Origin of the sequence: Desulfosoma caldarium (assembly GCF_003751385.1) — a bacterium.
In the GTDB taxonomy this organism is placed as follows: Bacteria; Desulfobacterota; Syntrophobacteria; order Syntrophobacterales; family DSM-9756; genus Desulfosoma; species Desulfosoma caldarium.
On sequence record NZ_RJVA01000010.1, the window covers coordinates 108,492 to 121,867 of the forward strand.

Below are 13,376 nucleotides of genomic sequence, written 5' to 3' on the forward strand. Positions count from 1 at the left end.
TCAGGGGAACCTCCGGTTTGGGCGAGTTCACGATCGTCGGTAAACAACGCCGGGCCGGTCCCGAAAAGCCGCCTCCACCCACGAGCCCACCACTTCCCTGTAGGCCGGATCATCGATAAGCACCCTCGCCCGCCCTTCCGAACGCGCCACCAGACGCACCTGGTCCCGAGCGATCCAGTTGACCACCTGCGCGTACATGAGGTGTTCCAGGTGCAAACCGCGTTGTCGGACGTCCTGACACGTATCTTCATCCCAGATAGGATAGACGGCCTGTGCGATCACCGGCCCGGTGTCTTCCCCTTCATCGACAAAATGGATGGTAATCCCGCCCCATTTGCATCCGTATAGGTACGTGTCTCGATAGCCGTGTTGACCGGGAAAGGCCGGTAGCAGGGCCGGATGAATGTTGACCACGCCGGGACGGTCCTCTCGTCGAAAGCGGTCCAGGAAATAAGGGGTCAGGAGCCTCATGAAGCCGGCAAGGCACACCAATTCGACCCCATGGCATTCTAGATGGGCGAGGATTTCCCGTTCCGCAGCCATGAGGCGTTTGAGCCGATCGCGGCGCGCTTCCTCATCCGAATCGCGCAGGATTCTCTGCCGCGCATCCACCGCCTCCACTTCGGCCTCTTCCAACGAATCGATTGGATCGCCCTTGAGGTATTTTTCATAAGATACCACAAAAGTGGCGATGCCCGCTTCGTGTGCGCGCACCAGCCCGTAGGCGGCCGCTCGGTCGCTGCCCACGCACACGATGTTGGCATCCAGCGTGCCTCTTAAGGCCTGATCAATGAGGGCCTGCAGGTTCGTACCGCTTCCGGAAATTAGAACACCTATGCGCAGTCGCTTCGATAAGCTTTCGGCGTGCGCGCCCGTTGCACCAAGATGGGTAGCATGAGAAGCCATCACAGGGCTCCTTGATTGCGCACATAATCTACGGCATTGCGAAACAGTTGGACGCCGGCGCCTTCGCGAGGCCGCGGCAGCCCTCGGCGTCGGCATCGCTCCTTCTCCCATGTCCAATCGGGGTGATTGGTCCAATGATGAAACGCTTCTGGGTGGGGCATCAACCCTAACACACGCCCCGTTGGGTCACAAATGCCGGCAATGTCGTGCAGGGAACCGTTGGGGTTTTCGGGAAAGGCGCCCCCTGCCGGGCGACCGTCAGCCAAGGCATAGCGCAAGACGACCTGATGGGTGCTTTCCAATCGCTCCAGGACTTCTGGTTCGGCGAAAAATTTGCCTTCACCGTGTCGCACGGGAAGGTCCATGGCCTTCAAGCCGCGCGTGAACACGCACGGCGATGCGGTTTCAAAAACGCAATGAACCCATTGGTCCCGAAACCGGCCGCAGTCATTGTTAATGAGCGCCACCTGGCGGGACAGACGACCCGTCTCAAACCCTGGAAGCAACCCCGTGTTGACCAGCACCTGAAAGCCGTTGCAGATGCCGAGCACCAGACCGCCTTTCTCGATAAAGGAAAGAAGGGCTTCCCCCAGCCGATATTTCAGTCGCATGGCCAAAATGACACCGGCTCCGTGCTCGTCCGCCCAAGAAAACCCGCCTCCAATAACCAGAATATGGTAATCGGCAAGGCTTTTGGCCTTGGAAATGAGCTGGTTCAGATGCACGCGTTCGGCACGGGCACCGGCCAAGGCCAACACATGGGCCGTTTCCCAGTCGCAATTCAGTCCGAACCCCGTCAGCACCAACGCTCGAACCTCGGTCATGCAACCCTCCAGTGCCCCCTATTGAAAGAAGATTCTCTCAACGGCCCCCTCACGCCTCATTCACCATTCGCCTAAAGGCCCCGCCGCGCCCTCGAAACGCCAGGCCTTTCCCAAGGCCTCTACGGGCTCTTCGAGCACAACGCGACCCGAGGCATCTCGAACGGTCCACACAGGCCTTTCACACACTTTTCCTAAGCATCCCAGCGGAAAACCTCGAAAGTGGGATTCAAAAGCTTCCCGATGCTCGGGGGCCACAGTTACCAGAAAACGTCCGAGCGATTCGCTGAAAAGCACGGTGGCCGTGGAGAGATGCCCCTCCACGGGCACAGCGTCCAAGTCCCAGTCCATGCCCAGTTCTCCCGCGATGGCCATGAGGGCACCATGCACGGCCAAACCGCCTCGACCCACAGCGCGGCATGAGGCCAGGAGGCCTTTCCGCACAGCCGCTTCCACCGCTCGATAAAGGGGTATGAACTTTTCCGGGTCGGCCTTGGGAACGCTCAGGCCCACATAGCCGAACTTTTCGTAATACTCCGAACCTCCCAATTCGTGGCGCGTCGTGCCCAGCACATATACCCAGTCTTCGGGCATTTTCAGGTCCATGGTCAGGCATTGTTCGATGTCTTCCACAATGCTTGTGGCGGTGAACAGCATGGTGGGCAAGCCCGACACCTTATGGCGTTCCCCGTACAATCCCGGCAGATGGCCATCCACATACATGCTGTCCTTGCCTGAAAGTAGTGGAATGCCGTAGGCGAGGCACATGTCCCTGAGGGCCCAGTTGGCACGCACGAGCTGCGCCGCCTTGTAGCGACCGTCGGGGTTTTGTTTTGAGTCGTATTGAATGGAAGGCCAGCAAAAATTGTCCACGCCGCCCATTTCATCGAGAAGCCCTCCAACCGCCAGAAGCCGGCGCACGCATTCGTCGATGGACGCCTCCACCATGTGGTAGGTATCGATCTGGCCGTAGGTGGGGTGGAGGGCCTGGGTCACAGCCAAGCCGCGGCGGGAGGTGAGCACGGGGCGCAACACCGCGGCGTCGTTGGGCACATCCCGGCGCCGGCCCACCAGAAACTTGATGACGCTGGTACCCTGCACTTCATGGTCGTATTGGCGATGAATCCATTCGCGACTGCACAGGTTGGGCGACCCCAAAAGTTCGGTCAGAATCCGGCCGTACGCCGTCGGTTCGCTCATGACGGGTTCCGTTAAACCGCGCGATGTGGGCGAACGCCAGTGAGCTTCAAACTGCCACTGCGGAAAGTCTTCGCGGAAAAAGCTCAGGTCCAGGTAAGCGCAGGTTTTTCCATGATAGGTCAGGTGGAGTTTTCCCGTGGCTTCGTAATGGCCGATGGCCGTGCATTCCACTTCGTGAAGGGCCGCCAGTTCCATGAAACGATCCAAGTTTTCGGGCCGCACCGCCACCGTCATGCGCTCCTGGGATTCCGAAACCCAGATTTCCCACACATCCAGGCCTTCGTATTTGAGGGGCACGCGGTCCAGGGCCACACGGGCGCCGCCGGCCAGATGGGCCGATTCCCCGATGGACGATGACAGGCCGCCACCGCCATTGTCCGTAATAAAGGTGATGAGCCCCTCATCTCGAGCTTCCAAAAGAAAATCATGCATCTTTTTCTGCGTGTACGGGTCCCCGATCTGCACATGGCCTGCGGGTGTGTGTTCGCTGTAACTTTCACTGGACGCCGTGACACCGTGAATACCGTCCTTGCCCACACGACCGCCCGCCATGATGATGATGTCCCCCGGGTTGGGCTTCTTGTGTTCTGAGGGTTCCCCGCCAATGGTGCGAGGCATGAGCCCGATGGCGGCCACAAAAACCAGGCACTTTCCTAGGTAGGACGGATGGTGGAACAGGTTGCCGAAAACGGTGGGCACACCGTGCTTGTTGCCGCCGTCCCTGACGCCTTCCACAACCCCGTCCAAAAGCCGCCGCGGATGCAGGTGCGGCCGCAGGGGGCCCGCATAGGCTCGAGGCCCCACACAGTAGCCGTAGAGGCCGGCGATGAGGCGCGATCCTTTGCCTGTTCCCATGGGATCGCGATAGACGCCCACAATGCCCGTCAAAGCACCGCCGTAGGCTTCCATGGTGGACGGACTGTTGTGGGTTTCCCCCGTGATAACGTAGAGGTGGTCTTCATCGAATCGAGCGGCGCCGGCGTTGTCCCACAGCACGGAGACCACCCAGTCCTTTTGGGCCTGAAGGGCCAGCGTGGGCGCTTCGATGCAGGTCTTGAACAGATTGTTCACCACGGTTTCCTGGCCCGAATCCAGGTCCTTGTATAGAAAAAGGCCGCGAAAGGTGTTGTGGTTGCAGTGGTCGCTTCGCGCCTGGCTGATGGCTTCCAGTTCCACATCGGTGGGCCGATTCAGACCCACGAGAGCTCGTTCCCGAAGCACTTCTGGGCGCAAGAAATACCGGCGAATGACAGGAATATCCTGAGGGTTCAACGCCAAATGGCGTGCATCGCTAAGGGCCTTGAGTTCCTCATCGCTTTCGATGGCAATGGTTTCCACCGTAGGCGTGTGCCGCAATTCCACCTTGGGTAAAATGATGCCGATCCCTTCGTCGGGATTCCAATCATGGCGAGCGAAGACGCGCCATTGCTGAATGATGTCGTTGGCCAAGAGTTCGCGGGCGATGGTTTCCACTTGGGAGCGGTCTAAAGAGCATCTTTGCAAAAGAAAAACCTTGGAGGTGTACGCCGCGTCGTGGCGGCTCAGGGGTCGGCGAAGATAATCGGCGATGGCTTCCAGGGCCACGCTGCCTGCCGTGTCCCGCACTCCAGGGCGATACCCGACCCAAATGGCCCATTGAAAGTCGAAAGCCGTGGCCAAGGGTTGAAACGAAGAGACCTGTGAGACGGGATTGGTGAAAATTTCTGTGCGCACCGCTTCCAGTTCTTCGGCGCTCAAGCCCGTCTCCAACATGATCACGCGAAGGACTCGAGCCTCTTCCACGTGCCAGCCGAAATAATCGCGAATCTTGCGGCACAGCTCAAATCCCTCGGCATCAAACAAATGGGGTTTCAGCGCAATTTCCAGTCGAACCGCCATAGCGTTCCCATCGGTTGGTTGGCCGTTCAGCCCAGGACCAACTTAAATGCAATGGCAATCAGGACAAGGCCGCCAAAGACGCCCATGCGCCGCCCCCAAAGGGCGGAGAGGCGGTTGCCGATGCGCATGGCCGCCCACGTCATCAAGGCGGCGGTGATGCCGATGCATACCGCTGCTCCCAGGAGGTCCCGACCCAAAATGCCCAAACTGAACCCCACGCCCAAAGCATCCATACTGGTGGCCACAGAAAGCACCACCAGGCTCATGCCTCGTGTGGGATCCGCACACACCTCGTAGGATTCTTCATCCCGCAGGCTTTCATAAGCCATTTTTCCACCGATGAAAACAAGAAGAAGAAAAGCGAGCCATGGCCCCCATCGCCGCACGAGACTCACCAGGTAAAGCCCCATGGTCCAGCCTAGAAGGGGCATGGCGAACTGAAAGAGTCCGAAGTGAAAGGCCAGCCGAAAGATTTGGCGCGGCGCGCAAAACCGGGTGCCCACGCCGAGGCCGACGGCAAAGGCATCGCAGCCCAAGGCCACGGCAAGAAGAAGGGTTTCCAGAGCACTCATGAGGGTCTATTCAAGGAGGTGTTTCGAGCCGGGGCCTCTAGCATTAGCACATTGAAGGCCTTGAGGCCCTGTAATTGCCCTGACAGCATGTCAATTCTCTTTCACGGGCCGCCGACCCTTTTCTTAGGGGCGCCCCCCTCTTGCGACGGGTGACCCTTGTGGCCGCCCCTCAAAAATTGCGGCCCGCGAGGACCCGATCCCCTGTGAAAGCTTTGCACGGCGCGATACCTTTTGATGCACGGGAACCTTTTGCCACACGGTTGATCCTCGGCGGCTTGCGCCTCCCCTTTAGGTTATGACTCACACAGCGTGTGGATCTCGCAGGCGACTTTTTCGAGCAAACCCTTACGTATAAAAGATTTCGTACTGCGTGCCGTACACTCTGTAGCGCTGAGCGAAGTCGGCGAGCAGCCGCGCCGTGGCCGCATCAGGTTCCACGAACTTGACACCCATGCCTCGGGGTGTCGCGGCGTCTTCGGCGCCATAGCGATTGGTCCACACCACCTCGGCATCCAGGTCAATGGGATTCTTGAGCCCGGGAAACAAAAGGCTCATACGCAGACGGGCCTGCAACGGCGCAGGCTCCTCACACAGCACCAGCATGCCCACTTCATTGAAATGAAAGGAACGGCCCATTCCCTTTCGAGATTCATGAACAAAGATCACCTGACACGGTTTGGGGCGATCCTTTTCGCCTTGGTCCTGCACGAGGCCGTTTCCAAACATGGGTCTTTCTCGCGAGAACGCTCGAGGCGTTCCGGCAGGCACCACTCCTAGCGGTCTATATCACCGCAGGGTGGCCTGAAACCGATCCAAGACCTGTGCCGTTATGCGCTCATGCACGGCATTGACCTCTTCATCGGTAAGGTTGCGATCCGCGGCACGATACACCACCCGGTATCCCACCCCCTTTTGATGCTCGGCCAGAGGCTTGCCGCGGTAGAGATCAAAAATGGAGACGGATTCCATGAGCGGCTCCGGCAGGGATCGAATGAAGGCCAAGGGATCGGCCACAGGCAGGCTGGCATCCACGATGAGGGCCATATCCCGAACCACGGAAGGAAACTTGGGCAGCGCAGTAAAGCCGGGATGCGGATTTTTCAGGGCAAACAGGGCTTCAAAATCCAGTTCGAAGTAGTAAGCTTCTCGCTTGAGGTCAAAGGCTTCCTGCACATCGGGGTGAATGCGCCCAAGCGAGCCCACTCCTCGACCCTTCACTTCCAGGGTTGCGCAGCATCGCGTATCCCCGTAAGGGGGCAGTGCATTCCGCGTAAAGCTGTACTGAGATTCCTCCAGATGCAGCGCCGCAAGGATCTCTTCCACCACCCCCTTGACATCCGTGTAGTCCACGGCGTCTTCGGCCCCGTAAATCGGTTGAGAATCTCGGCGTCCAACCACAATACCGGCCAAGTGATGGTCTTCCCGAGGCAGCAATTCGCCTTGTTGAGGCAGAAAGACTTTGCTCAGTTCAAAGAGCCGAACATCGAGGTTGCCGCGATCCAGGTTGAGGCGAGTCGCCTGCAGCAGTCCCGGAAGCAAGGTGGTGCGCATGACGGCCTGTTCCTCGCTCAGGGGATTGAGCAGCCGCACCGGCTGCAGCCTCGCATCGTCCTCGGCCAGCCGCAGGGATCGCAGCGCTTTTTCCGACGTGAAGGAAAAAGTGAGCACTTCGTAGTAGCCGGCGGCTTCCAGAAGTCTTTTGAGTTCCCCGCGGGTCTGGGCATGAGGGTCCACGGGATCGCTGTAAAGAGGCACCTGCGCATGGGTCACCGGAACCTTGTCGTATCCCGTCAAGCGGGCCACTTCCTCGGCCAGATCCACTTCTCGGGTCACATCCGGCCGAAAGGATGGCGGAAGGACCTGCAAGGTTTCGGCATCCACAGGTGTCACGTCCATTTCCAGCGACCGAAGCACGTCAGCCATCTGTTGCGCGGAAAGGTTCATGCCGAGAAAGCGATTCACCTTGGAGACACGCAGACGAATGCGGGGCCGCGGCACGGGCACCGGATAGGCATCCAGGCGACCCTGCGCAATGGACCCTCCGGCAAGCTCCAACATGAGTTGCGCTGCGCGGTCGGCGGCCCGTAGGACTCCTTCGGGATCCACGCCGCGTTCAAAACGGTAGCTGGACTCCGTTCGCAACCCCAGTTTTCGACTGCTTCGTCGAATGCATTCCGGTTGAAAATACGCGCTTTCGATGAGAACCCGCGTGGTGGATTCGGTAATTCCCGACTCCAGTCCGCCCATGATCCCCGCAATGGCCACAGGGCCTTGCCCATCGCAGATGAGCAGCGTATCGTCAAAGAGGGTCCGTTCCACGCCGTCCAGCGTGATGAATTTTTCTCCGGCCACGGCGCGGCGCACCACGATGCGCCCTTCTCGCAGCCGGTCGTAATCAAAGGCGTGCAAAGGCTGCCCCAGTTCCAGCAGCACGTAGTTGGTCACATCCACGATGTTGTTGATGGAACGAATCCCGGCGAATTCCAGTCGACGCCTCATCCATGAAGGGGACGCTCCGACGGTGACCCCTTCGATGAGGCGCGCCGCATAGCGAGGGCACCCCATGGGGTCTTCCAAGGTCACGGAAGCCAGGGTCTCGATGCGTGGACCCGTTTCCTTCACATCAATGATGGGATAGCGCACGGAGGTGCCGCAGATGGCCGCCACTTCGCGAGCGATGCCCACCATGGACAAGCAGTCGCCTCGGTTGGGGGTGATGGACACATCCAGTCGCACATCGTTCAGATCCAAAACTTCCGCCAGTGAAAGACCCACCTGGGTGTCCTCGGGTAAAACCCATATGCCGGAAGCGTCGTCGCCCAGCTGCAGTTCCTTTTGAGAACACAGCATGCCCCGAGACAGTTCGCCGCGAATGGTCGCTTCTTGAATCTCCATACCCGACGGCAACACCGTTCCGGGCAAGGCCAGAGGAACATGTTGCCCTACCGCCACGTTGGGCGCCCCACACACCACGCGCCGTTCCTCGCGGCCATCCTGGACGCGACAAATCTTGAGCCTGTCGGCTTTGGGGTGCGCTTCCACGGCGGTGATGCGCCCCACCACCACCGTTTCCAGGTAGGCGTACGGCTTTTCCACGGCTTCCACTTCGAGCCCCACCATGGTGAGCCGCTCCGCCAGTTGTTCCATGTCCATGGTGGGGGTCACGTAATCGCGAAGCCACGCACCGCTGACAATCATGGATTATCCCCTTTGCATGAACCTATGAGGGTCGGGCCGTTGCGGTCTCGCGAAGTCAAAGGGCACGACCGTGCGCTGTCGTGCCCTTTGTGTGTTCCGTCCAGCCCGCCGACCTCGTGTGCTTGTCATCCCCTCAGAACTGGCGCAGGAATCTCAGATCGTTTTCAAAAAAGAGCCTGAGGTCGTTGATGCCGTATTTGAGCATGGCAATGCGCTCAATGCCCATACCAAAGGCAAACCCGCTGACTTCATCGGGATCGTAGCCCACCATCTTAAATACTTCCGGATCCACCATGCCTGAGCCGAGGATTTCCAGCCAGCCGCTGTGGGAGCACACCCGGCATCCCGCCCCTTTGCATATGACACACTGAATGTCCACTTCGGCGCTGGGTTCCGTAAAAGGAAAAAAACTCGGCCGAAACCGAAGGCCCACATGAGGGCCGAACATCTGATGCACAAAGACCGTGAGGACCCCCTTGAGGTCGCCGAATGAGACGCCCTGGCCCACCATGAGACCCTCCACCTGATGGAACATGGGAGAGTGGGTCACGTCGGAATCGCACCGGTAAGCCTTTCCCGGCGCGATGATCTTGATGGGCGGCTTCTTGCGTTCCATGGTACGCACCTGAAGCGGTGACGTGTGGGTCCGCAGCACCACGTCCTCGGAAACGTAAAACGTGTCTTGCATGTCCCGAGCCGGGTGGTCCTTGGGAATGTTCAAGGCTTCAAAGTTGTAATAGTCGAGCTCGACCTCGGGCCCTTCCACCGTTTCAAAGCCCAGCCGATTAAAGATGGTGGCAATTTCCATGGCCGTCTGCGTGATGGGGTGCAACCGTCCTCGAAGCGGGCGCCGGCCGGGCGCCGTGATGTCCAGAAGATCCCCTTCGCGAGCCGCCCGTTCCTTGGCCCGTTGCATGGCTTCATCCAGAATCGTCTCCAAGCGGGCCTTGACCTCATTGAGAACTTTTCCCACAGCGGGGCGCCGGTCGGGGTCCACGCGACCGAGGGTCTTAAACAGGGCCGTCAGTTCCCCTTTGCGTCCCAAATAACGCACGCGCAGCGCCTCCAGCGCCTTGAGGTCATCTGCGCAGGCAGCCACGGCCTGTTCCGCCTGATCAAGCAGGGCTCGTGCTGTGGCTTCCATGGGCTCTACGCCGCTTCTTTGGCCAGGGCCACCAGTTTGGCAAAGGCATTGGGATCATGCACGGCGAGACTCGCAAGAATCTTGCGGTCCAAAGCCACCTGAGCCTTTTTCAGTCCGTTCATGAAACGCCCGTAGCTCATGCCGTGCTGACGGGCGGCGGCATTGATGCGCATGATCCACAGGCTTCGAAAATCGCGCTTTCGAGCTTTTCGATCCCGATAGGCATAGACCAAGGCCCGTTGTACCGTTTCCTTGGCCGTGCGCAGCAGCTTGCTTCGGCCTCCTCGATACCCCTTGGCCATATGGAGAATCTTCTTGCGCCGCTGGCGCGACTTGACCGCTTTTTTCACTCGAGGCATGGTACCGGCTCCTTCAGTCTCTTTTCGTGCGCGCCGTGCAAAAGACGGCGTGTGGGTTCTCGGCGTGTTCTAGGCATAGGGAAGCATGCGCGAGACAGCCCTGAAATTCGCGCAGTCCACAAGGGTAGATTGGCGCAGGGCTCGTTTTCGCTTCGCCGTTTTCTTAGTCAGGATATGGCTCTTGCCCGCCTTGGCTCGCGCAAATAGACCGCCGCCCGTGCGATGAAAGCGCTTGGCGGCTCCACGTTTGGTTTTCAGCTTGGGCATGAATTCCTCCAGAATTCGTTCATCGGTGGTCACAACACATCGCGTTCGTCACACGTCCCACGTACCGAGGCCTTCCGGCAATCGAAACGTGTAATCTATTGACAGCCCCTAAAGGTGTCAAGCGTTTTGTCCGACGGCACCGGACCTTAATGGCGCTCAAAGGCCTCAAGACTTGGGGGCAAGGATCATGACCAGATTGCGCCCTTCCATCTTGGGCGGCACTTCCACCACCACCTCGTCCTTAAGTTCATCTAGCACCCTTTGCAGTACCATCTCGCCTCGATCCTTGAAGGCGATTTCGCGGCCTCGAAAGATCACCGTCACCTTGGCTTTGTCTTTTTGTGCCAAAAAGCGACGAATATGGCGCAGCTTGGTCTGAATGTCATGTTCGTCCGTCTTGGGCCTGAGCTTGATTTCTTTAACCTGAATAACGGTTTGCTTCTTTTTGGCTTCTTGCGAACGCTTGCTCTGCTGGTAGCGGAACTTTCCGTAATCCATGATCTTGCAGACCGGAGGGTCGGCATTGGGAGCCACCTCCACCAGGTCCAGACCTTCTTCTCGAGCTGCGTTCAGAGCCTCATCCAAGGGCAGAATGCCCAACTGGTTTCCGTCCGCACCAATGACGCGCACATGTCGCGCGCGGATTTTTTCATTGATGTTTCCTTGTTCCCTTTTCAGAGTCCGGTCCTCCCTTCGTTTAAGGTTACGCTCGACACCGCGGCCACCTTACACCGCGCCTAAACCAATCCGTCCACCGGAACCTTCCAGGCATTCCTTTTGCAAAAGATCGATCACCGCCTCAGGGCGCATGAGTTCCAACTGCTGCCCGTCCCTTTTTCTCGGGCGCACCGCTTGGGCTTCCACCTCGCTGTCGCCGATGACCAGCATGTAAGGGACCTTTTGCAGCTGCGCTTCTCGAATCTTGAAGCTCAGCTTTTCACTGCGTTCGTCGATTTCCACTCGCACCCCCGCTTCCTTGAGCCGCTCATACACGGTGCGGGCAAAGGGAAGCTGTTTGTCCGTGACCGTCACAATCACGGCCTGGACCGGAGCCAGCCACGTGGGAAAGGCGCCGGCATAATGCTCGATGAGCACTCCCAGAAACCGTTCAATGGCCCCAAGAATCACGCGGTGCAGCATGACCGGGCGGTGCCGTTGGCCGTCCGGGCCCACGTAGGTGAGGTCAAAGCGTTCAGGCAGCGTAAAATCGCATTGAATGGTGGCGCATTGCCATTTGCGTTCTAATGCATCCCGAAGCTTCACATCGATCTTAGGCCCGTAAAAGGCCCCTTCCCCTTCGCAGATGTGATAGGGAATTCCCTTATCTTCCAGAGCCGCCATGAGCGCTCTGGTGGCTCGCTCCCAATCTTCATCGGTACCGATGGACTTTTCAGGCCGCGTGCTGATTTCCATCTCGTAGGAAAACCCGAAGAGTCCCATGACCTCGATGACAAAATCCACAATGCCTTGAATTTCCGAGTGCAACTGTTCGGGCGTGCATAAAATGTGCGCATCATCCTGCGTGAACTGGCGCACGCGCAACAGTCCGTGAAGCACCCCGGACTTTTCGTGGCGATGCACCGTGCCCAGTTCAAAGTAGCGAATGGGCAAATCCCGGTAACTGCGCACCCTGGACTTGTAGATGAGCATGTGCGAGAGGCAGTTCATCGGCTTGATCCCGTAGGATTGGCCCTCGATTTCCGTAAAGTACATGTTTTCTCGATAATTGTCGAAGTGGCCCGACCGCTTCCATAAATCGGTTTTGAGAAGCGTCGGTCCCATGACGATTTGGTACCCTCGACGCAGATGCTCTTTCTTTTCAAAGGTTTCCAGAATATGCCGCAAGATGGCTCCCTTGGGATGGTAGATGACCATGCCGGCGCCCACTTCGTCGGAAAAACTGAAAAGATCCAGTTCCCTTCCCAGTCGACGATGATCCCGGCGCTGGGCTTCGGCCAGGAAGTCCAAATATTTTTTAAGCCCTTTTTTATCGGGAAAAACGGTGCCATAGATCCGCTGGAGCATGGGATTGCGTTCATCCCCGCGCCAGTAGGCTCCGGCTAAGGAGAGCAATTTGTACGCCTTCACATAGCTGGTGTCGGGAATGTGGGGGCCTCGGCACAAGTCCACAAACGTTCCCTGGCGGTACACGGACACGATGGGTTCCGTGAGTTCTTCCAGGAGCTGCACCTTGTAGATTTCTCCGCGTTCTCGAAACAGCTCGATGGCCTTTTCTCGAGGCATTTCCTGGCGCTCAAAAGGCAGTGCCGCCGCAATGATTTCCGCCATTTTGGCTTCAATCTTTTCCAAATCCTCAGGGCTGAAGGATTGGGACGAGTCAAAATCGTAGTAAAAGCCACTTTCAGTGGCCGGCCCGATGGCGATCTTCGTTCCGGGAAACAATTCCTGGACCGCCTGCGCCATGATGTGGGACGTGCTGTGGCGAAGAATTTCCAAACCTTCCGGAGTCTCCGCCGCGAGAGGTTCCAGGATGCCTTCCTCTTCAATGGGCGCTCGAAGATCCAGCAGTTTGCCGTTCAGTCGAGCCGCCACCCAAGCGTTCTTGGTTTTTTTCCACTGGGCCAGAGCATCCTTGACGGCCGCTCCTTTGGGCAGTTCCACGAATGTTCCATCCGAAAAGGTCACACGAACGCTTTCTGCCTGTTCCGCCATGGCTGTTTTCTTCCTCTTCTCCCACATCACCCTTTGAGGGCTGAGGGCTGCGCATCGGGCCGTATTCATAAAAAAAGCATCAGCCGCCTCAAGACGGACCTGATGCTTTACACTCCATTCAACCTGTCTGGGCGCTGGAAGGGAAAACCCGTACCGCGTGCTGTTCCACCCGCGAGCCTTAAACCATCCTTTGATGCGTTAGTCTGAGTCCAATCTTGGTTTTGTGAACCTTGCCAAGAGGTTCCTTATGGTAGGCACGGGCGGGATTGAACCGCCGACTTCTACCGCGTCAAGGTAGCGCTCTCCCACTGAGCTACGTGCCTACAAAGTTGAGCTACCTATTAGCCAATTCGTCCCA

At 58.3% G+C, this 13,376-nt stretch carries 11 protein-coding genes and 1 tRNA gene; all 12 read right to left on the reverse strand.

Going from position 1 to position 13,376, the window contains the following annotated elements; translation table 11 throughout:
- Positions 1–27: 27 nt before the first annotated feature.
- Positions 28–906, reverse strand: a complete 879-nt coding sequence (gene purN, locus EDC27_RS03650) for a phosphoribosylglycinamide formyltransferase (RefSeq protein WP_170161561.1) — start codon at positions 904–906, stop codon at positions 28–30.
- Positions 906–1,730: a phosphoribosylformylglycinamidine synthase subunit PurQ gene (locus EDC27_RS03655; protein ID WP_123289261.1), complete on the reverse strand. Its 825-nt coding sequence runs from the start codon at positions 1,728–1,730 to the stop codon at positions 906–908. The genes purN and EDC27_RS03655 overlap by 1 nt, the downstream gene beginning before the upstream one ends.
- Positions 1,731–1,790: 60 nt before the next feature.
- On the reverse strand, positions 1,791–4,805 hold the full coding sequence (locus EDC27_RS03660; protein WP_123289262.1) for an AIR synthase-related protein: 3,015 nt from the start codon (positions 4,803–4,805) through the stop codon (positions 1,791–1,793).
- 26 nt (positions 4,806–4,831) lie between these two features.
- Positions 4,832–5,377, reverse strand: a complete 546-nt coding sequence (locus tag EDC27_RS03665; protein ID WP_123289263.1) for a manganese efflux pump MntP — start codon at positions 5,375–5,377, stop codon at positions 4,832–4,834.
- A gap of 345 nt (positions 5,378–5,722) precedes the next feature.
- Entirely contained in the window at positions 5,723–6,103 is a 381-nt protein-coding gene (locus tag EDC27_RS03670) for a PilZ domain-containing protein (RefSeq protein WP_123289264.1), read from the reverse strand.
- 60 nt (positions 6,104–6,163) lie between these two features.
- A complete protein-coding gene (gene pheT, locus EDC27_RS03675) occupies positions 6,164–8,575 on the reverse strand; it encodes a phenylalanine--tRNA ligase subunit beta (RefSeq protein WP_123289265.1) in 2,412 nt (803 codons plus the stop codon).
- 133 nt (positions 8,576–8,708) lie between these two features.
- A complete protein-coding gene (gene pheS, locus EDC27_RS03680; RefSeq protein WP_123289266.1) occupies positions 8,709–9,719 on the reverse strand; it encodes a phenylalanine--tRNA ligase subunit alpha in 1,011 nt (336 codons plus the stop codon).
- A 5-nt stretch (positions 9,720–9,724) separates the two neighbouring features.
- The gene (gene rplT, locus EDC27_RS03685) at positions 9,725–10,078 is read right to left on the reverse strand and encodes a 50S ribosomal protein L20 (protein ID WP_123289267.1); all 354 of its coding nucleotides are present in this window, start codon (positions 10,076–10,078) and stop codon (positions 9,725–9,727) included.
- Between the two features lie 69 nt (positions 10,079–10,147).
- Positions 10,148–10,345, reverse strand: a complete 198-nt coding sequence (rpmI, locus tag EDC27_RS03690) for a 50S ribosomal protein L35 (protein ID WP_123289666.1) — start codon at positions 10,343–10,345, stop codon at positions 10,148–10,150.
- Positions 10,346–10,510: 165 nt separating this feature from the next.
- Positions 10,511–11,023, reverse strand: a complete 513-nt coding sequence (gene infC / locus EDC27_RS03695) for a translation initiation factor IF-3 (protein ID WP_123289268.1) — start codon at positions 11,021–11,023, stop codon at positions 10,511–10,513.
- A 48-nt stretch (positions 11,024–11,071) separates the two neighbouring features.
- Positions 11,072–13,018 (reverse strand): threonine--tRNA ligase, encoded by a 1,947-nt coding sequence (gene thrS, locus EDC27_RS03700; protein ID WP_123289269.1) that lies wholly within the window; start codon positions 13,016–13,018, stop codon positions 11,072–11,074.
- A 248-nt stretch (positions 13,019–13,266) separates the two neighbouring features.
- Positions 13,267–13,341: transfer RNA gene (locus EDC27_RS03705), tRNA-Val, on the reverse strand.
- Positions 13,342–13,376 lie beyond the last annotated feature (35 nt).